A 19,080-nucleotide genomic window follows, 5' to 3' on the forward strand; every position below is an offset into this window, starting at 1 on the left:
CGATGCTGTGACGGCGCTCGCGGCGCCGGTAGGCGTGGTCCCACTGATCGGGAGGATGCTCACACCACCGCGAGCCGCTCGTAGCCGGACCGGTAGAACAGCAGCGGCGCGGCCTCGCGCTGCTCGCTCAGCTCGGTGACGTGCGCGACGACGATGGTGTGGTCGCCGCCGTCGACCTCGCGGTCGAGGGTGCAGTCGATCCAGGCGATCGAGCCCTCCAGCAGTGGCGAGCCGTTGGGGGAGTGGCGCCAGCGCAGATCGGCGAACTTGTCCTGGCCGCTGCGGCCCAGCTGCCTGCACACGTCTTCCTGATCGTGGGCCAGGATGTTGACGCAGAACCGGCCGACCTCGCGGATGCGCGGCCACGTGGTGGACGTGCGGGCCGGGAACAGGGCGACCGCGGGCGGATCCAGCGACAGCGAGGAAAAGGACTGGCAGGCGAAGCCGAGCGGCTGATCGTCGGCGAGCGCCGTGATCGCGGTGATGCCGGTGCAGAACCGGCCCAGGACGGCCTTGAAGTCGAGATCGACGGCCATGGTGCTCCTAGTTTCGACTAGAAATATTCCGTTTCGTCATGACCGTAGGCGGTGGGGTGCCCGGAGTGTCAAGCACGGGTTCCGGCTACCGAGAAGATCCGTACCGATCTCCGTAGTTTCCGGGATTCAGGGTCGACGCCGGCGCGGCACTGTGATGGGAGACACAAGCACTTGTGCCTAAAATGCACATGCCTAATCGAAATACTTCTAAGCTTGATGCGCTACACAATGGAGGTGAGCCATGACGGTCGAGATGCTGACCCATCCCGAGTCCGGCGAGTGGACGGGTACGGGTCGTGCGACCGCCAAGCCGGCCCAGCCGCCGGTGTCGATGATCGAACGAATGACGCTGATCCTAGATGCGTTCGACGGCGCGACACCGACTTTGACGCTGCTCGGCCTCGCCGAACGCACCGGGCTGCCCCGCTCCACCGTGCACCGCATCCTGGATCAGATGATCCGCCTGCGCTGGCTCGCGCACGCCCCTGGCGGCTACCGGCTCGGCATGCGCACCCTGGAACTCGGCGGACTCGCCGCCGACCACAACGAGATTCGCGATGTGGTGAGCCCGCTGCTGCACGACCTGTGTCAGCGCACCGGAATGGTCGGACACCTCGGCGTGCTCGACGGACGCGAGGTGCTGTATCTCGACAAGGCGGGTGGACGCCTGGCCGCGACCATCCCGACCCGGCTCGGCGGCCGCATGCCCGCGCACAGCACGGCGCTGGGCAAGGCGCTGCTCGCGACGCTGGAACCCAGCATCGTCGAAGCGTCGTTCCGTGACCGGATGCCCCAGCTCACCGCCCGAACCGTGTGCGACAGAGGCGAATTGCACCGGGAACTGAACCGGATCCGGCACCGTCAGGGTGTCGCCGTGGACAACGAGGAGTCGGTCAACGGCATCGCGTGCGTGGCGGTGCCGGTGCGCGGACGCGGCGCCGCGGTGGCCGCGCTGTCGCTGTCCGGACAGGTCAGCGGGGAACGACCCGCGCTCGACACCGCCCGCCTGGCGCGTGTTCTCATCGAGGTCGCCCACGAGGCGGGTCGCGCGCTGTTCCCGCGCCACGCGCGCTGGCGCTGAGCCGTTCGGCATCGCGCGACCCGATCCCGGCGGCGCCGCGACACTTGGGTCCGGCGCGGCGTCACGCACGTCCTCGAGCCGGTCTACGGCTCGGTAGCGGTCCGCCGCTCACCCCCGCGTACAGGCACGCCCCGTTCGAGCGGACGGCACCGACCGCTGGAGCGTGAGCGAGAACGCGCCCGGCGCAACGAGACTCGATGGACGCACTCGTGGTGAGCCCCGACTGCACGACGTCGACGCGGCGGTCGCGTTGGACCAGCTGGTTGCCGAGACCGTCGAGGGCATCACCGCGCACGAGTCACATATCGCGAAAGAGCGAGAGCCCCCATGCGGAGTTTCGTTCGTTCGGCTCTTCCTGGCTCAAGCCGAGCAACATGCCGAGACCCTGGAAGGCACGTTCGCCGACCACCTGGCGGAGCGCTTCTGGATCGCCGGTGAAGCTTCCCGCGTGGAAGTTCGAGAACGTGCCTCCGACCTCGTACTCCTCGTTCTGGCACTCCCAGCAGTGATTCCCGATCAGGCCGACCTTGGCTTTCGTCGTCCCGCACACCCCGGAGATCCCCGCTTCGTAGAAGCCGTAGACGACGCCTCGCATCGTCGCGTTCCCCTGAATCTCGAGATTGCCCTCGAGGTACAGATGCCTGCACTCGAGCGAGCCGGTCACGATGAGACTGCCGGTCTCGTCAGTGGCGACCGAGCCTGTCGCCGAAAGGTTCCCGATTACGATGAGCGCGCCGCTGTCGATGCCGAGGTCTCCATCGATCCTCAAATCGCCGCGGTGCACCTTGGTGTCGTCATCGAGGCAAGCGCGAATATCCTCGTCGAGGATCTTCTCGAGATCCGCCTCCCTCGCCTGTTCCACGCGCCCGGTCGCGCTCAACGATTCGATCGACTCGTCCGCCACTGCTACTCCTCTTACGCGAATATGTCGAGGACACTATCGCTTCCGCGTCCGACACCCGTTCCTCGCCGCGGCCGCCGTCGAATGAGCCGATCGCGCAGCGCGGTGGATCGCCGGTCGTCATCGCGTGTCTCCATCGCGCCAACTGGCGCGAGACCCGGTAACCAGCTCAGGCCTCGACGACTCGGATCCCCGCCGAACTCCGTGCGGCACACTGGGATGCGGTTGGATACACCGACCGACGATGCCGCGTTGCCGAGAACGTGTCCGCATCCAGTGAATTCATGGATCGATGACTGCGATCGGGTTGAACACAGCGTGTAGTCCGAAGTGGTCGGAGATGTGTAAACCGTTGTGAGTGAATCTCATTATCTCGACCTCGGAGGTGATTGGACAGACACGGTCCGCCGGACGCAGCAGGATGTAGTCCAGTCTCTGATCGGTGCCCGGCCGATCGTCTTCGTCTTCGTAGAAGGTGTTGTTCGTGACGAAGGTCGGACCGCTGGCGATCGGATTTCCGACCAGGGTCCAGGAGTCCCGGAACCCGTCCAAGGTGCGCAGTAGCCGGGTGTAATCGGCGGTGCGTTCCGCGGGAATGTTCAAGTCTCCCATGACGATCGCGGGCAATTCGTGGTCGGCATGAGCTTCGATGAATTCGCGCATGTCCGCGATTTGGGCGTGCAGCGTCGGCTGTCCCGCCCCGGTCGAAATATTCTGCGTGTGTGAATAGAAGATATCGAGCGCGGTCGGCCACTGCGTGCCGCGGACCCGAATGTGCAAGACTCCCTTGTTCGCCCAGCAGTCGATGCCGTCGCATGCATCGAAGATGAAATCGTTCGACGCGAGGAGTGGGAACCTGCTCAGTAGCAGCAGGCCGCCATCGGAGTTGACGCCGAACTGGTCGGGTCCTTCTCTGAAGTAAGGGTAGATATCTTTTACGGTCGTGCGAATCTCGTCTCGCTCCGAGTCTTTGAATACCTCGCAAAGTCCTACGATATCAGGGGACAACGCACGGATGCGCGCACAGATCTCGGCAACGGCGCCTCCGCGGTCGGTGCCGAGATACGGCGCCGGCGCGACGAGCAGTGCCATATTTTGTGTCAGGACCGAGATGGGTCCGGCGCGGGCCCCGATCCGGACAGGGCCGCTCGGGCGGCCGAGAATCTGCCGCAGACTCTTCCGGGGGCTCGCGCCTATTCCGAATCGGTGTTCGGCTAGTTCACCGAGCGTGAAACTGTCGTCCGCCATCACGCCAGCCTTCCGTGTCGATTTCGATCGAGATCGCCAGGGCGCGAAGCGGTGTGGTGCGGGCTGGTGCGTCCTCGCGATGCGCTTGCTACAAGTCCTCTGCCAAGGGGACGCGATAGTGCTTGAAGAACACGTCGTCACCGTCTGGCCAGTCGTTGTCGAGAAGTACTAGATGAACGTGGGTTTCGACGCCGTCGTAGGAGACGCCCTCCCAGATGGTGAGGCCTTCGACCTCTTCACCCTCGCCGCCATCCTTGCGGATGGGCACCCTGCCGAGATAGTGCCCGTTGAGGGCGCTGTAGCAGCGAATGTCATCGGTGTCGTTCGAGGCAAGAAGCACATGGCCGTTCTTTGAGAAGACCGCACCCTGAATGAACAACAGCTTCTCCGGCAGCACTATGTCGGCGTCGGGTACATGCACGAATCGCCGCCCTGCCGAATCGAATCGGTACGCATAGAGCGTGTCGTGAGCAATGCTTGCGGTGATCTGGGCGCTGTAGAGCAAGCCGTTCCAGGGGTTCACCGCACACCAGGCGCTGCGTGTCTGGGGCGCTGGTCCGCCCGACGCGCCGACCAGCGGAGCCGACCACCATCCCGTGAACGGTGGCGTATCGATGACGACGATCTTCACAGGATCGTCCATCGCGCAGTAGATGCGGCCTTTGTAGTAGTCGATAGCACCCAGGTGGTCGCTGCCATTGCCGGACAGCTCGACGTGGTCCACGACTTCATTGGACAGTGCGATCCGATAGACGCGTTGTCTGCCATTGCTGCTGGACTTGCCCGCGTTACTCGACATGTACCAGAAGCTCTCGTCATGTGTTACGCCCTGACACTCCTCCGTCCAGCCTTTGTTGGCGAACTCCTTCTCGGCGGCCTTCGCCCACTGTTCAGGTTCAGGAGACCTGGTTGCCTTCATGAAGTCTCGCAGTCGGCCCGATGGTGGAAACACGAAAAAGTCTGTGGGAATTCGTACGCCGGCGGGTGACTTCGGCTCGCCGATCCGCGCCAAATGCTGTCGCAAGCTGAGGTCTGTCATCTCGCTCGAGCCTTTCGTAATCGCTGTGTCGGATGCTCTACTGCAGGCTGATGAGCATCGGGACCAGGCCTTCACCTGCATCCAGAGAATCGAGCGCCTTGCCGATGACGGTCCCGAAGGCGCGGCCGGGCTCCGAAGCCTTCATCGCGCACCCCGGGTTCGGGGATGTCGTGAGTAGATCTCCGACGCGGATACTGCCGTAGCGGGCGTCCGCACGGCATACCACCTTGCCCATGACCGAGATGGGCATCCGGCTGTCGTCCTGCGTCTCGCCGCGGTCGAAGACCAGCCCGGGCCGGTACCTATCGGCGCCGGACACGACGCCGACCACTGTCTGGTCGTAGGCGATGGAGCAGGGACGGAGTTTGCCGTCCTGCCCGAGCGACATGACCGTTCCCGGTGTCGCCTCCACGGGGTCCGCGACCTCGAAGTTTTCGGCGGCGTCCGCATTGCCGAGATGGATCTCGCCTTTGGCGCCGTCCAGCCTGATCGTCTGCTTGTTCGTCTTGTCGTGAACAACGAGGTCACCGTCGTTGCCCTGGCAACCGACAGAGACTCTTGCCGTCCTATCGATTTGAACCGCATTGTTGTTGCTGACCGGATCTTTCACCCAGATCATGCCGTCGTGACCATTGAGGACAACTTGGTGCTTGTTCTGATTGTCACGAACGATGACAGAACCGCCGCCGGCGTCCTTGCCGCCGAGAAAGAGGGCGGCACCTTCGAGTTCGAGAGTCTTGTTTCCACGCGTATTCTTCACCGAGATCTCGCCCTCGGCGCCGTCCAGCTTGATCCGCTCCCTGAAGAGGTCCACGTCGACCGGGGTGTTCGGGTTGGCAGGGCGGTGACCGAGATACAGCGCGCCGGTGCTGGTTTCGAAACGAAACAGGATGTTGCCGTCGCCGTCTCGCGCCACAATACTGCCCGCGTCCTCCAACCGAAGGCGCTCCTTGCCGGTGGCATCTTTCACCCAGATCTGCCCCTCGCCACCGTCGAGCTTGATCCGCTCGTCGTTCGCTGCATCGCGAACGATTAGATCGCCCTCGTTGCCCTTTCCGCCGAGGTAAAGTGCGGCCCGCACGCCATCGAAATGTAACCGCAGATCGCCGCCCGCATTCTTCACCACAATGTCGCTTTGTGTGGCGTCCAGCTTGATTCTTTCCTTGTCGGCGTCGTCGCGAACGACGACTTCCTTTTTGAAATCAGGCATTGCAGCCTCCTGTGTGAGTCCGGTCGAGGCCGAAAACTATGCCTCGGAACAGATCCTTCGCTGGAGACTGCCGCGCGACGCGAGTAGTGCACTACGCGAATCGCGCTCGACATGGCGCGATATCGCTTGCTCTTTCAATTATCGGCCGGTGTCGGGCAGTGCCTCCGCGCGGCGCGAATCAGGGCGGTCGAGTGGCCATGATCCGCTCGATCGATTCCGCGTAGTCGGCGAGGGAGGCGTCGGAGTCCCCGCGGTGAAGGACTAGTGCGGGATGGAATCGATGAGGGCGCGGGCGCCCTGGCGGAGGAGGTCGGCGCCGACGAAGAAGCCGAGGGCCTGCGGGTCCTCCGGCACACCCCAGTGTTTGGCGTCGAGCCAGCGGCTGCCGTCGCTGTCGAAGACCTTGCCGTGCAAGGTGAGTCGGCCCGCGGGGTCGGTGGTGGCGTAGCCGGCGATGGGGGAGTTGCAGTGGCCCTGGAGCGCGTGCAGCATGGCCCGTTCGGCGTCGGCGTGCCGGTGCGTTTCGGGATGGTCCAGTTCGCCGCCGACGTCGAGCAGCCAGGCGTCGTCGGCGCGGCATTCCAGCGCGATGACGCCCGCGCCGACCGGCGGGCACATGGTGTCCAGGTCGAGGATCTCGGTGATGCGGTGCTCCTGGCCGACACGGTGCAGTCCGGCGACCGCCGCGATGAGCACGTCGACGTGGCCCTCCTCGAGCCGCGCCAAGCGGGTGTTCACGTTGCCGCGCAACGGTTTCACGGTCAGGTGCGGGAAGTGCAGATTCAGTTGCGCCTTGCGGCGCACCGAGCTGGTTCCGACCACGGTGCCCTCCGGCAGGTCCGCCAGCCGCGCCCCGCTCGCGGTGATCACCGCGTCGTGCACGTCCTCGCGGGCCAGGAATCCCGCGAACGCCAGCCCCTCCGGCACCGGGATGTCGCCGGGAATGTCCTTGAGACAGTGCACCGCGAGATCGGCTTGGTCCGACTGCAAAGCGAGGTCGATCTCCTTCACGAACGCGCCCTTGCCGCCGAGTTTCGACAGATCCCCCATCCACCGGTCGCCCGCGGTGGTCACCTTCACCAGCTCGCTGTCCACCCCCAGCCCGGCCAGCAGCGCCGCCACGTGCTCGGCTTGCGCGAGCGCCATGGGGCTGGATCGGGTAGCGATGCGAATGATGCGCGTCCGCGACATGGCGTGCACACTACTCCGGGGGTGTGCGCCCCGATGGCGAGGGCAAGGAGTAGAGCATGGGGTGGAATGCGGCTCGTCCAGGACGATCTGTTCGCGCTGATCCTCCGACTCACCGGAGTGGATTTCGGCAGCGTCGCCGACGCCGAGTATCGCGTCCTCGAGAACACCCAACCGGATTGATCGCGAGGGGGGGCCGGTGTCCCGGCCCCCGTCCCGCGACTCAGTACGCGGTGCCGCCGGTCGCCGGTGTGCGGCCGTGCCGCATGACCAGCGCGATGAGCAGGGCCAGCGCCGAGGCTCCCGCCGCGACCCAGAACCCCAGTTCGTAGCCGCGGTCGCCGAAGATATCGGGAATCGGGCTCGGCGGCGCAGGCTGACCGGCCACGGTGACCAACGCCCGCATCGGACTGGCGTGGAGGAACGCGGTGACGATCGCCAACCCGACCGCCACGCCCATGGACTGCATGACACCGAGCATGCCGAGGCTGATGCCCTGCTGTTCCTGCGGGACCGCCTCGACCATCAGGATCGGCATGGCCGCGTAGTAGAAACCGAACCCGATGCCGAACGCGGCGCTGACCCAGAGGAACACCACCCAGGTGTGCGGCAGCACGGCGTAGCAGACTCCCGCGCCGACGAACAGCGCGAGGGCGGCGATCAGCGGAATCCTGGCGCCGATCTTGCGGGCCAGCACGCCGGCCAGCGCGCCGCACAGCATGGCGAGCACGGCTTGCAGCAGCGCGATGCGGACCGCGAATTCCAGTAGCGTGTAACCGTTTCCGTAGCTGTAGCCGGGATCGAGCAGCACCTGCACGGCCTCGGGCGGCATCGGATGTCCGGTCTGCTGTTGGATCTGGGCCAGCGTCGCCTGCTGCACGCCCGCGGTGACGGTGGCCTGGTCGGGCGTCTGCGTCATGTAGCCGAGCGCGTAGGACTGCACGCCGATCAGGAACGACGCGAACAGCGCGCCCGCGAGCACGAGGGCGACTCGAGGATGGAACAGCAGGCGCATGTCCATGATCGGTCTGCTCACCCGGGTCTCGATCACGACGAACAGCACGAGCAGCGCGAGACCGGCCACCAGCCAGGCCAGCGTGGTCGGCCTGCCCCAGCCCCAGTCGTGGCCCTTGTCCAGGTAGATCAGGGTCAGGCCGGCGCCCGCGGAGAGCAGCACCGCGCCGACGATGTCGATGCGCTCGGGCACCCGCAGCTTGGACTCCGGCACCACGAAATAGACCAGCGGCAGCATCAGCAGCGTGAACCCGGCCAGGCACCAGAAGATGGCGCGCCAGCTGTAGTTGTCCACCAGGAAGCCGCCGAGCAGCGGACCCGCGATGGCCGAGAGACCGAGTCCGGTGGCGGTGATGCCGAGGCCAAGCGGAACGTACTTGCGCGGCAACAGATCCCGGATCAAGCCGTACGCGATCACGGCGGTCGCGATGGCGGTGGCCTGCAGGCCGCGCCCGATCAGGAACAGCGCCCAGTTCGAGGTGACCGCGTCGAGCAGGCAGCCGAGCATGAACAGCACGCCGCACACGAGGAACATCCGCTTCTTGCCCCAGACGTCGCTCATCTTGCCGATCAGCGGCGAGGCGGCGGCGCCGATGAGGCCGAAAACGATGATGGCCCAGTTGATGTTCGCGCCGACGCCGGGGAAGGTCGGCGCGATCTTCTGCAGGGCCGCGGCGACGATCGTGTACTGCATCGGGGCGACCTCGGTGAACAGCACGATGACCGCGAGAACGGCGAAGATCCGGCCGCGCGACGCGCCGTCGAGTCGTCCGGTGTCGTCGACGATTTCGGACACGGCGCCCGGACTTTCGGTAGTCGCGGGGTCGCGGGGAATGGTGGACATGAATCGCCCTCCGATGCTCAGGTGATACGTGTTGTGAAACCTGTCACATGGGCGGTGGATTGATGCCGCGCGAATCCCACTCAACGGGATTTCTCACCCGTTATATGCCTAAGCGATATAGTCCTAGCGTGACCGAAGCCAAGCCCGTCCCCGCCGACGCCGGGGTGCCCGACCTGCCCACGACGAGCTGGGCCGTGCTCGGAATGCTCTCGCACGCCGAGGAATTGTCCGGCTACGACCTGAAGAAGTGGGCCGACTGGAGTCTCCAATTCTTCTACTGGAGCCCGTCGTTCAGCCAGATCTACGCCGAGCTCAAGCGGCTGGAGAAGCACGGTTACGCCACCTCGCGCACCGTGCTGCAGGACGACGGGGTGCGCGGCAAGCGGATGTACGCCATCACCGAGGCGGGTCGCGAAGCGGCGGCGCACTGGGTCAACCACGCGCCGGTGGAGGCGCCCGTCCTCAAGCACAGCGTGATGCTGCGCGCCTGGCTCGGTCATCTCGCCGAACCGGAGCGGCTGCGCGAGATCCTCACCGAACACATCGACTACGCCGAGCGGATGCGCAAGCTCGCCGAGGTGGACGCCGAGGGCGCCGAGGAGAATCCGGACTGGGCCTACCCGGGCGCGGTGCTGCGCTGGTGTGTGCGCCACTACGAGGCCGAACGCGACTTCGCCAAGGAACTGCTTGCCGACGTCGACAAACTCGCCGAAGGCCGGCGTCCGAAGCGGGCCGCCAAGGGCAAGGGGCGCCGCGCGTCCTGAGCGCGCCCGCTGAGCGGGACTGCCGCTTTCTATATCGATTAGGGATATTTCTACTAGTCATATAGGAGGTGGTCATGCGTACCGAATTCGCAGGACAGCGGACGTTGGACCCGGTCGAGACGGCGATCGCCGCGATCGCCGCGGGCGGGATGGCGGTCGTCGTGGACGACGAGGACCGGGAGAACGAGGGCGATCTCATCCTCGCCGCCGAGCTGGCTACCACGGAGTCCATCGCGTTCCTGGTCCGCCACACCAGCGGCGTGCTGTGCGCACCGATGGCGGGGCCCGATCTGGACCGCCTGCTGTTGCCGCCGATGACCGCGGTCAACGAGGACCCGAAGGGCACCGCGTACACCGTGTCGGTCGACGCGGCGCACGGTGTCAGCACCGGAATCTCGGCCGCCGATCGCGCCCACACGCTTCGCCTGCTCGCCGACCCGCGCACCAGGGCCAACGATCTGACCCGGCCCGGCCACGTCTTCCCGCTGCGCGCCCACCCGAGCGGCGTGCTCGGCAGGCCGGGGCACACCGAGGCGGCGGTGGACCTCGCCCGCCTCGCCGGACTGCGACCCGCCGGGGTGATCGCGGAGGTCGTGCGCGACGACGGCGCCATGGCCCGGCTTCCGGAACTGCGCGAGTTCGCCCGCGCGCACGGCCTGCCGATCATCTCGATCGCCGACCTGATCGAGTACCGCCGCCGAGCCGAGCGAAGCGTGACGCGCGTGGTGCAGACTCGGATGCCGACGAAGTACGGCGAGTTCCGGCTCGTCGGCTACCGCGACGAACTCACCGGAACCGAATCGCTCGCCATGGTCTTCGGTGAACCCGGCCGGGACGCGGTGCTGGCGCGCCTGCACTCCGAATGCCTCACCGGCGACGCGCTCGGCTCGCTGCGCTGTGACTGCGGCGACCAGCTGGACGCCGCACTGCGCGCGGTCGCCGCCGAGGGCAGCGGCGTGGTGGTGTACCTGCGCGGGCAGGAGGGGCGCGGCATCGGACTGCTGAACAAGTTGCGCGCCTACGAGCTTCAGGACCGCGGCGCCGACACGGTCGAGGCCAACGTGGCGCTCGGGCTTCCGGTGGACGCGCGCCGCTACGCCGCGGGCGCGGAGGTCCTCGCCGATCTCGGCATCCGCTCGGTGCGCCTGTTGAGCAACAACCCGGCCAAACAGGCCGGGCTCGAGGAGCACGGCATCGCCGTGGTGCGCAGGCTGCCGTTGCAGTCCACCCCGACCGAGCACAACATCCGATACTTGCGCGCGAAGCGGGACCGGATGGATCACCAGTTGTCCGAGATGGACGCCGAACTGGAGCGGGCGAGCTCCTAGCGGAGGTTCGATCGAATCTTTTTCGGTGCGGGGCGTCCGTCCAGTCTCGAATGCCGGGTATTCGCTTGGGGATTGCTGACGGGTGAGTCTCGCACGACGAAGAATTTCCATTCGGGCCGTGCGGGGCGAATTCTGCTGGTTTCCTAGTGGAGACAGGATCGACAGTCCGCGAGTGGGGAGAGCCGAAAGCCGGGGACGACCGTGCACCGAATACCGATACAGCAAACAAGCTTTCGGATGGGCTGGGTGTGGGCGTCCGTCGGCGCGGTGATCGCGGTGGTCGGCGTCGCGGTGTGGGCGGCGCGGCCCGAGGCGGTCGCGTGCGAGTCATCGGCGGATGGCGGCGTGCAGACCCTCCCGACGTGGTCGCCCGCGACCGGAGGCAGTTCCGGTGTGGCCGCCCGGCATTGGCCGCCGCTGCCGCCGATGCCCGGTGAGGCGCGGTACTACTCGTCCCGCTCGACCGTCGCGTGCTCGTTCGAGGACCTGCCCGTTGACGGACTCTACGCGGGGCTGTCCACAGCCGAGTTCGGACGCGCGGACCTGTGCGGGGGCCACCTCGACGTGCGCGGTCCGCGCGGCGCCGTGCGCGTGCTCGTCGCCGACCGTTGCCCGGGATGCGCTCCGGGACAGCTGGATCTGAGCACGGCCGCCTTCGACCGGATCGCCGACCGCGCCGACGGCGTCGCCCAGATCAGCTATCGGCTGGTGCGCGATCCGGAGCCCGCACCCGAACTCGGCTACGTGGTGAAGCCGGATTCGACGGCGGGCTGGTTCGCCCTGCTGATCACCGGCACCGGCAACCCGATCCGTCAGGTCGCGATGCGCGGTGTGGCAAGCGATGAGTGGCGCGATCTGACGCGCGGTATGGACAACTACTGGACGCTCGTCGGGGGCGGATCGGGACCGTTCGTCGCGCGGATCACCGACGCCTACGGGCACGAGGCCGAGATCGTCGGCGTGACGCCGGATTCCGGTGAACAGCGGACCGGCGTGCGGCTGTATACCGCCCAACCGGTCGACCCTGTTCCAGTTGCCCCGCCCGCGGCATCGACGGTGCGTGCCGAGCCGACGGTCATGCCGTCGCTGTGCGTTCCCTAGTGTGCGTGCCAGCCCGACGCGATCCGAGCGCGCGGACTGTTCACGGGCGCAGTGGTTCTCGTATCGTCGTGTCCGCGAACCGACGGGCTACCCACTCGCACAACGATTGTGCGTTGACTCGGTCTCGCTTGGATCGAGTTGCTTGACGCAACTCACTGCCGTTCTTACCTTCGCGGATATAGCCGAGTGATTGTCACTGACAACCGTCACTCGGTGTTTTCTCACAACGGCGTGAGTGGGTGATCGTCATGGCCAACCGGAAGGTAATTCTGTTCCGAAATCGACCTCTGGCAAGGGTATTCGCAGTACTCCTGCTCGTGGTGGGGGTCGGAGCGACGACAAGTCTCGGCACGCAGGCGTCAGCGAACGCGTGCGCGTCGGTGGACGTGGTCGTCGCCCGAGGTACCGGGGAACCGGGGTGGTTGGGCAGTGTGGTCGGAGATCCGCTGTACCACACTCTGCTGCAGGCACTTCCGGTCGACTCCACCGCGTACCCGGTGAACTACCCGGCGAACCTGCTCGTTCCGTCCTCGGTGAGCGACGGCACGCGGGACATGACCGCTCACATCATGGCGCAGGCGGCGATGTGCCCGGATCAGCGGTTCGTCCTGGTCGGTTACTCGCAGGGCGCGGTCGTCACGCACGGTGTGCTCGGCACCGGCATCGTGACCGCGCTGCCCGGAATCTACACGCTCCCTTACGAGTTGGAGTCGAGGATCGCCGCGGTCCTGCTGTTCGGCGATCCGGTCCGCCTGATCGGATGGAACGTGCCGGGGCTGTACGCCTGGCGCACCGCTAACTACTGCACCGGCGGTGACCCGGTGTGCGGCGGCGGTTTCGATCCGGGAGCGCACGGCAACTACGGATGGGCGATGTGGCTCGCCGCGAACTTCGCGGCCGTCCGCGTCTGAACATCGGACCGGGAAATCCGGGACATGGGGCCGGTGACAACACCGGCCCCATCGCCGTGTGCGCTGGAAACGCATTTCCTCGGCCGCCATCAGAATCTGGAGTTCGCCAGGGCTGCGCGCGACGCGATGCTGGCCAGGGTCGGGTTCGAAGAGGTGCGCTTTCTGCCGAACCGGCCCAACAAGATCGAGAGCGCGCGACCGCATCCGCTGCCGGGCTTCCTCTACGCCAACGGCGTCGAAAGCAACGGCCGGGTACTCGGATTGGTCTTTCCGACCGGGGCCCAACCCGCCGCCGACAACGGTTCCGCCGTGCACGTCACCACCGAGATGCTGGCGGGAAGCGTGAACGCCGGGTTGATCGTCGACGGCCTCGCGTACGCCGAGCTCTACGGCACCATGCCTATCGATCTTGCCGCCTCGCTCGCCTCGGCGGTGCGTGCGGCGCGAGACGCGGGTGTCGGGTTCTGGCCCGCAGAGAGCTTCGGCGTGGACCGGGCCGCCACTATCACCGGAGTGAACGACCTGTCCGAGCTGGTTTGCTTCCCGAAGCTCTACCGCCGCTTGGTGTCCTACTTTCTGGCCAACCCCGGCAGCGACCTGTCCGGGTTCGACGCTTGGATCAGATCCGATGTCGTGACCCGCGACGACATCGTCGGACTGCCGACGCGGGAACTCGGCAACATGCACGACACCTACCTCGTCGAGGGCGACTCCCTCCGGCTGCGCTACCACCCGGAGGAACTGCTCTTCGAACCGGATCCACCGCGCTGACCGATCATCCGGCAGCGCCAGCGGGGCACCGAACGCATCGGAGACCGATGCCGCGACCGAGGTGTTCGGCTACCCGCACACCGAGATCGTCGGCCGCGGCCCGGCGGCGGTGCGCCAGATCGCGCATCGAGCCCGCGGCCACGCCCGGGCTCGGCGTTCCGCTGAGCGGCGCTACCACTGCAGGCCTGGCACCACCCTGGCCACCCTGGCCGCCGGGTTCGGCAGCGCCATCAGCGGCATCAGCACCGGCCCGAGCAGCGTCAGCGGGCTGCGACCGTCCTCCGCCGCGCCGGGGGAGACCTGAGCCGGGGCCGAAACCCCCTTCGCCGCACTGGATTCGCCGAACAGACGGAAACCCTGGTGCATGATCGTGCGCTTCACCGAGGGCATCAGCAGGTCGACCGCCTGAGCGAAGGTGCCGACCGGGGTGTCGATCCGGTGCGGCCGGTCCTCCAGCGCGCGCACCACGATGGCCGCGGCACGGTCGGGATCCGGAACCGGCAGCGACCGGTAGAGGTCGGTCGGCGCGATCATCGGGGTGCGCACCAGCGGCATCCGCACCGAGGTGAAGGTGATGCCCGCGTCCCGGTTCTCGACGGCGGCGATCTCGCTGAAGTTGTCCAGTGCCGACTTGCTCGCCACGTAGGCCGCGAAACGCGGAACCTTCGTCTGCACGGCGATGGAGGAGATGTTGACGATGTGGCCGAAGCGGCGCGCCCGCATCGACGGCAGCAGGCCGAGGATCAGCCGCACCGCGCCGAAGTAGTTGACCGCCATGGTGCGCTCGAAATCGTGCATCCGGTCGGTCGAGTTCACCACCGAACGGCGGATCGAGCGGCCCGCGTTGTTCACCAGGTAGTCGACGTGGCCGTGGTCGGCGAGCACCGCGCGCACCAGCCCGTCGACGGCCTCGGGATCGGTGATGTCGCACGGGTAGACGTGCGCCGAACCGCCCTCCGCGCGCACCGACTCGGCCGCGGCGGCCAGGTCCGCGCGGCCGCGCGCCACCATGAGCACGGTCGCCCCGCGCGCCGCGACGGCGTGCGCGGTGGCCAGGCCGATGCCGGAGGACGCGCCGGTGATCAACACGATCCGGCCGGAAAGCGGGTCGCCGCTGACGGCGGGGCGGTCCCGGTTCGGATCCAGGTTCGCGCGCCAGTACTGCCACAGCCGCTCGGCGTAGCTCTCGAACGGCGGCACCGACAAGCCGCTGCCACGCAGCTGCGCCCGCGTGGACTCCGAGACGAACTCCGAGGCGAAGGACACGTGCGGCGCGACCTCCGGCGGAATTCCCAACTGCGCCAACAGGAAATCGCGGATCGCGGGCACGCCCGGCAGGTGCGCGAGACCGGCCAGCGCCAGCCCGCTGCCCGGCACCGGACCGATGCCGGTCGGCGCGCCCGCCGCCGCCGCGAGAGCGCCGTACACCGCGTCGAACGGCTGGGGCTCCGGGTTCACCAGGTGGAAGGTGCGGCCGTCCAAACCGGGCTTGCGCACCAGCTCCACCATCGCGGCCGCGACGTAGTCGACCGGGACGATGTTGGTGGCGCCCAGATCGGGCAGCGGCATCGGCAGCTCGGACGGCAGACCGGCCAGCTTGGCGATGGCGGAGAAGAAGTAATAGGGACCGTCGATCTTGTCCATCTCACCGGTGCGGGAATCGCCGACAACGATCGCCGGTCGGTACACCCGCCAGCGCACACCGCGCGACTCGCGAACCAGCTGCTCGGCGGCGAATTTGGTGCGGTGATACGGGGAGGTGAGGTTCTGTCCGAGGTCGAAATCCTCCTCGAAGAACTTGCCCTTGTGGTCGCCGGCGACCGCCACCGAGGACACGTGGTGCAGCACCGCGCCGAGCTCGCGCGCCAGCGCGATCACCGAGCGGGTGCCCGCCACGTTGGCGGCGTGGGTGACGGCTTCGTCGGCGGTCATGTCGTAGACCGCGCCCAAGTGGACGACGTGATCGGCCCTTGGCGCCTGGTCACGCAGGCCGAGCCGCTCCGCGGTGAGATCGCCGACCAGGGCGAAGACGCGTTCGCCGCCGTGCCAGCCCTCGGCCAATTCCGTGAACTTGGCTAACGATTCGGCGCGGACGAGCACGTGCACGATCGCCTCGGGATCGGCGTCCAGCAGCCCTTGTACGACCCGTCGGCCCAGAAATCCGGTTCCGCCCGTCACGATGTAGGAGACCATCGCGTCCCTCCTGCTGTTCACTCGAAACTTGTTGTCGCACACCATTGATCCAACATGCGGCGGTGAATGCGGGCATCAACGAATCGGCCCCCGGTGACAGCGGTCGGGCCGAAAGTAGGAACACCTTCGTCCTGACTTATAGGAAACCGTAATGGGTTCAGCGTCGGCTGGGCAAGCCGATGGGCGTCCGTCACTGTGTGGGACTGCTCACCATCACCCCAGGTCAAACGGTATGTGTTACAAGCTTTTCCAGTTACCCCGCGTGGTGATCACGATTCGGCAACTTTCCGGCGTACCTGATCAAGTTTCGGTGTCGAGCGCGCCGCCGAGTACGACGCCTGCACCGGCGCGCCACCCGCCATCGTCCTACCTCTCGGAGCGAATCGGGCTCGGCGGCAAGCTGTTTCGGATGATCGAGTTCCGCAGCCCGAGCGCGCCGTGGTCACCTGACCTGTGGCTGGAAGACCCCGCGCGGCCGGCTCTGTCGTCCGTGGAGACCTCGTCGCTGGTGCGCGATCTGCTGCTGATCGCCAAGCTCATCGGCGCGGTCGCGCGGGGGAGGGCGCCTCGGGGGCACCGCACAGCGGTGCCACCCATCAGCGACTTCGAAACACTCCCTGGTGACCGTCAGGACGGGCGGCGCGCCGGGAATTCGGCGGCGAGTTCGGCGAAGATCGCGGAGTTGAAGTCGAAGGCGCGCTGGCATTCCTCGAGCACCCGGCGGCGCTCGAGCTCGTCCAGCGCGAGGTCGTCGAGCAGTGCTCGGTATTCGCGTTTGAAGGCGGCCGGATTCGCGATGTCGTCGAAGACGTAGAAGCGCACGCCGTCGCCGCGGCGCGGCAGATCCCAGAGCTTCTCGGCGGTGCCACGAATCACCTGACCGCCGGACAGGTCGCCGAGGTAGCGCGTGTAGTGGTGCGCGACATAGCCCGCGGGCCAGTCCCGCGCGCATTCCTCGATGCGCTGGGCGTAGGCGGTGGTGGCGGGCAGCGCCCTGAGTTCGGTGCGCCAGTTCGGGCCGAGCAGGGCGGCGAGGTCGCGTTCGAGCTCGGCGGTCCTGGCCAGTTCCGGCTTGATGAACGGACCCGCGACGGTGTCGTCGGCCAGTTCGGGCCAGCGCGCCTCTAGCGCGCGGTAGATGAACCACAGCTGGCCGGTGTAGCGGTGATAGGAGTCGATGCCGAGCGCGCCGCCGAGCATGTCGCTGATGAACGAGGAGTTCTCCGCTTCGGCGTGTTGACGCTCCGTGGCGGACCGGATGCGTGCCGAGAAAGGTACTGCCTCCGACATTCGAACCACCTCACCATCATTCAGCAGCCGTTGTGGGCTACCTAGAGGGCGCTGTCGGACGAAGTCCGTCGATAGCCCGCGCATGGCCGGAGCGCAGGCGGAGGTACGCCCTAACCAACCGGACCGACCATACCGGTTCGGCGCCGCTGCCGCACCGAAGCGGCGGCACGGTATCAGTGTGCGGGATTCGCGCGCCGCCTGCGCCGGACGATCGGTCGGCGCAGCGCACCGAAGCGGCTGAGGATCGGCGGACGGCGCAGCGTGCGGTCGCACCATTCGCCAAGTGTCACACCGGCGGCCAGCGCGCAGCCGATACCGAAGGCGGCGAGCAGCTGATCGAAGCCGAGCAGCGGTTCGTCGTTGAGCATGGCGTAGAGCCCGCGATACACGCTGAGACCGGGCAGCAGCGGCGTGATGCCCGCGACCGCGACGACGAGCGGGGGAGTCAACGCGCGGCGCGCCATCAGACCACCGGCCAAACCGATCAGCGTGGCGGCCACTCCGGAGGAGATCACCGGCCCGAACCCGGCCTGCTGCACGAGCAGATAGGTGATCGCGCCCGCCGCGCCGCCGAACGCGGCCGCGGCCAGCGCGCGTCGCTCGGCGTAACAGGCGAGCGCGAAGGCCATCGCCGCGACCGCGCCCGCCGCGATCTTGACCGGCAGATTCGTGATGTCGCGACCGGAGGTCATCTCGATCGACGGCACGGTCGCGCCCGCCACCTGGCCGAGCCGCAGCGCGAGCGCGATGCCCGCGACGATGCCGCCGGTCATCATCACCACTTCGAGCAGGCGCGCGGTCGCCGTGATCGGCGCGCCGGTGATCGCGTCCTGCACCGAGCCGACCAGCTGCAGACCACTGAGCAGCACCGTGATGCCCGCCGCGATGATCAGCGTGGGATCGACACGGATGTCGAGTGGCTCGGCGAGGGTGGAGAGCACGATCGCCGGGGTCGCCGCGATGAGTCCGCCCGCCATGTGCTGAAAGAAGAACGGCAGCCCGTAGCGGTTGAGCACCCGGTTCGTGCGGTCGATCGCCGCGGTGGTCGCGAAGCTCAGCGCGGCGACGACGACACCCGCGCCGAGCAGCGCCGCGATGGCGGCGGCCAGCAGCGACCAGCCGAACGTCGCGGTCCAGCGATGATATGGGTGCGGCGCTGAGGTGATGGCGTCGAGCGCCGCGCGGGCGTCCTCGGGCGCCACCACCTGGGTGCGGATGCGCCGGGTGAGCCGGTCCACCGCGGCGAGCCTGGTGAAGTCGAGCGCGCGGTACTGCACGATGCGCATCGTGCTGGCGGGCGGCAGCAGCGGCCCTCGGTCGGCCCAGATGCGGATGGCGTCGTAGGTGACGTCGACATCGCAGCGGGCCAAGCCGTAGGTGGCCGCGATGAAACGCACCTGGCTGGTGGTGTCCATGACGCCGGTGCCGGAGGCGAGCACGACCTCGCCGACCCGGACGGCGAGATCGAGCACCTCGGCGACCCTGGCGTCGTCGGTGAGGTCGATCGGTTGCAGGGGAGTCGGCGCGGCGACGATGGTGTCGGCGGTGGCCTGCCGGTCGGCCACCAGCAGCCCGACGGCCTGGCTGACGCCGGGCAAATGCGGTCCGCGGCGCGGCCGCAGCCGGTTGCGCCAGCCGAGGTGATCGGCTCGCCGATTCGT

16 protein-coding genes are annotated in these 19,080 nt (G+C 67.3%); 6 read left to right on the forward strand and 10 right to left on the reverse strand.

Going from position 1 to position 19,080, the window contains the following annotated elements; all coding sequences use genetic code 11:
* Positions 1 to 59 precede the first annotated feature (59 nt).
* Positions 60 to 536: a flavin reductase family protein gene (locus tag CRP45_RS01440; protein WP_097243459.1), complete on the reverse strand. Its 477-nt coding sequence runs from the start codon at positions 534 to 536 to the stop codon at positions 60 to 62.
* 241 nt (positions 537 to 777) lie between these two features.
* Between CRP45_RS01440 and CRP45_RS01445 the strand changes: the two genes are divergently transcribed.
* Positions 778 to 1,617: an IclR family transcriptional regulator gene (locus tag CRP45_RS01445; RefSeq protein WP_067778636.1), complete on the forward strand. Its 840-nt coding sequence runs from the start codon at positions 778 to 780 to the stop codon at positions 1,615 to 1,617.
* Positions 1,618 to 1,915: 298 nt separating this feature from the next.
* On the opposite strand, the gene CRP45_RS01450 is transcribed toward CRP45_RS01445, so the two are convergent.
* The 6 genes from CRP45_RS01450 to CRP45_RS01475 form a co-directional block, all read right to left on the reverse strand.
* Positions 1,916 to 2,521, reverse strand: coding sequence for a bactofilin family protein (locus CRP45_RS01450; RefSeq protein ID WP_097243460.1), 606 nt, complete (start codon positions 2,519 to 2,521; stop codon positions 1,916 to 1,918).
* 279 nt (positions 2,522 to 2,800) lie between these two features.
* Positions 2,801 to 3,766, reverse strand: coding sequence for an endonuclease/exonuclease/phosphatase family protein (locus CRP45_RS01455; RefSeq protein ID WP_097243461.1), 966 nt, complete (start codon positions 3,764 to 3,766; stop codon positions 2,801 to 2,803).
* Positions 3,767 to 3,854: 88 nt separating this feature from the next.
* Positions 3,855 to 4,805: a hypothetical protein gene (locus tag CRP45_RS01460; protein ID WP_143861299.1), complete on the reverse strand. Its 951-nt coding sequence runs from the start codon at positions 4,803 to 4,805 to the stop codon at positions 3,855 to 3,857.
* 37 nt (positions 4,806 to 4,842) lie between these two features.
* Positions 4,843 to 6,015 (reverse strand): hypothetical protein, encoded by a 1,173-nt coding sequence (locus CRP45_RS01465; protein ID WP_097243463.1) that lies wholly within the window; start codon positions 6,013 to 6,015, stop codon positions 4,843 to 4,845.
* A gap of 261 nt (positions 6,016 to 6,276) precedes the next feature.
* The gene (hemC, locus tag CRP45_RS01470; protein ID WP_097243464.1) at positions 6,277 to 7,206 is read right to left on the reverse strand and encodes a hydroxymethylbilane synthase; all 930 of its coding nucleotides are present in this window, start codon (positions 7,204 to 7,206) and stop codon (positions 6,277 to 6,279) included.
* A gap of 220 nt (positions 7,207 to 7,426) precedes the next feature.
* Entirely contained in the window at positions 7,427 to 9,061 is a 1,635-nt protein-coding gene (locus tag CRP45_RS01475) for an MFS transporter (protein ID WP_097243465.1), read from the reverse strand.
* 128 nt (positions 9,062 to 9,189) lie between these two features.
* Between CRP45_RS01475 and CRP45_RS01480 the strand changes: the two genes are divergently transcribed.
* From CRP45_RS01480 to CRP45_RS01500, 5 genes are all read left to right on the forward strand, one after another.
* A complete protein-coding gene (locus CRP45_RS01480) occupies positions 9,190 to 9,825 on the forward strand; it encodes a PadR family transcriptional regulator (protein WP_245909813.1) in 636 nt (211 codons plus the stop codon).
* Positions 9,826 to 9,899: 74 nt separating this feature from the next.
* Positions 9,900 to 11,153 carry a bifunctional 3,4-dihydroxy-2-butanone-4-phosphate synthase/GTP cyclohydrolase II gene (locus CRP45_RS01485; RefSeq protein WP_067779002.1) on the forward strand — a complete coding sequence of 418 codons (1,254 nt, stop codon included), beginning with the start codon at positions 9,900 to 9,902 and terminating at the stop codon, positions 11,151 to 11,153.
* Between the two features lie 237 nt (positions 11,154 to 11,390).
* Positions 11,391 to 12,254, forward strand: a complete 864-nt coding sequence (locus tag CRP45_RS01490; protein ID WP_097243466.1) for an expansin EXLX1 family cellulose-binding protein — start codon at positions 11,391 to 11,393, stop codon at positions 12,252 to 12,254.
* 380 nt (positions 12,255 to 12,634) lie between these two features.
* On the forward strand, positions 12,635 to 13,165 hold the full coding sequence (locus CRP45_RS01495; RefSeq protein ID WP_281256173.1) for a cutinase family protein: 531 nt from the start codon (positions 12,635 to 12,637) through the stop codon (positions 13,163 to 13,165).
* 33 nt (positions 13,166 to 13,198) lie between these two features.
* Positions 13,199 to 13,936, forward strand: a complete 738-nt coding sequence (locus CRP45_RS01500; RefSeq protein ID WP_143861300.1) for a hypothetical protein — start codon at positions 13,199 to 13,201, stop codon at positions 13,934 to 13,936.
* 171 nt (positions 13,937 to 14,107) lie between these two features.
* Here CRP45_RS01500 and CRP45_RS01510 read toward each other — a convergent pair whose 3' ends face one another.
* The 3 genes from CRP45_RS01510 to CRP45_RS01525 all read right to left on the reverse strand — a co-directional run bounded on the left by CRP45_RS01510 (position 14,108) and on the right by CRP45_RS01525 (position 19,017).
* Positions 14,108 to 16,129: an SDR family oxidoreductase gene (locus CRP45_RS01510; protein ID WP_097243468.1), complete on the reverse strand. Its 2,022-nt coding sequence runs from the start codon at positions 16,127 to 16,129 to the stop codon at positions 14,108 to 14,110.
* A 627-nt stretch (positions 16,130 to 16,756) separates the two neighbouring features.
* Positions 16,757 to 17,419 (reverse strand): biliverdin-producing heme oxygenase, encoded by a 663-nt coding sequence (locus CRP45_RS01520; protein WP_097243470.1) that lies wholly within the window; start codon positions 17,417 to 17,419, stop codon positions 16,757 to 16,759.
* A gap of 173 nt (positions 17,420 to 17,592) precedes the next feature.
* A complete protein-coding gene (locus tag CRP45_RS01525) occupies positions 17,593 to 19,017 on the reverse strand; it encodes a threonine/serine exporter family protein (RefSeq protein ID WP_245909983.1) in 1,425 nt (474 codons plus the stop codon).
* Positions 19,018 to 19,080: the final 63 nt, after the last annotated feature.

It is taken from the genome of Nocardia amikacinitolerans, assembly GCF_900215415.1.
GTDB classification, from domain to species: domain Bacteria; phylum Actinomycetota; class Actinomycetes; order Mycobacteriales; family Mycobacteriaceae; genus Nocardia; species Nocardia amikacinitolerans.

Excerpts from the sequence above, each read along its gene's own strand:
- CRP45_RS01455 (WP_097243461.1), bottom strand. The coding sequence starts at position 3,766 with ATGGCGGACGACAGTTTCACGCTCGGTGAACTAGCCGAACACCGATTC.
- CRP45_RS01445 (WP_067778636.1), top strand. The coding sequence starts at position 778 with ATGACGGTCGAGATGCTGACCCATCCCGAGTCCGGCGAGTGGACGGGT.
- CRP45_RS01460 (WP_143861299.1), bottom strand. The coding sequence starts at position 4,805 with ATGACAGACCTCAGCTTGCGACAGCATTTGGCGCGGATCGGCGAGCCG.
- CRP45_RS01490 (WP_097243466.1), top strand. The coding sequence starts at position 11,391 with ATGGGCTGGGTGTGGGCGTCCGTCGGCGCGGTGATCGCGGTGGTCGGC.
- hemC (WP_097243464.1), bottom strand. The coding sequence starts at position 7,206 with ATGTCGCGGACGCGCATCATTCGCATCGCTACCCGATCCAGCCCCATG.
- CRP45_RS01440 (WP_097243459.1), bottom strand. The coding sequence starts at position 536 with ATGGCCGTCGATCTCGACTTCAAGGCCGTCCTGGGCCGGTTCTGCACC.
- CRP45_RS01485 (WP_067779002.1), top strand. The coding sequence starts at position 9,900 with ATGCGTACCGAATTCGCAGGACAGCGGACGTTGGACCCGGTCGAGACG.
- CRP45_RS01520 (WP_097243470.1), bottom strand. The coding sequence starts at position 17,419 with ATGTCGGAGGCAGTACCTTTCTCGGCACGCATCCGGTCCGCCACGGAG.
- CRP45_RS01465 (WP_097243463.1), bottom strand. The coding sequence starts at position 6,015 with ATGCCTGATTTCAAAAAGGAAGTCGTCGTTCGCGACGACGCCGACAAG.
- CRP45_RS01510 (WP_097243468.1), bottom strand. The coding sequence starts at position 16,129 with ATGGTCTCCTACATCGTGACGGGCGGAACCGGATTTCTGGGCCGACGG.
- CRP45_RS01475 (WP_097243465.1), bottom strand. The coding sequence starts at position 9,061 with ATGTCCACCATTCCCCGCGACCCCGCGACTACCGAAAGTCCGGGCGCC.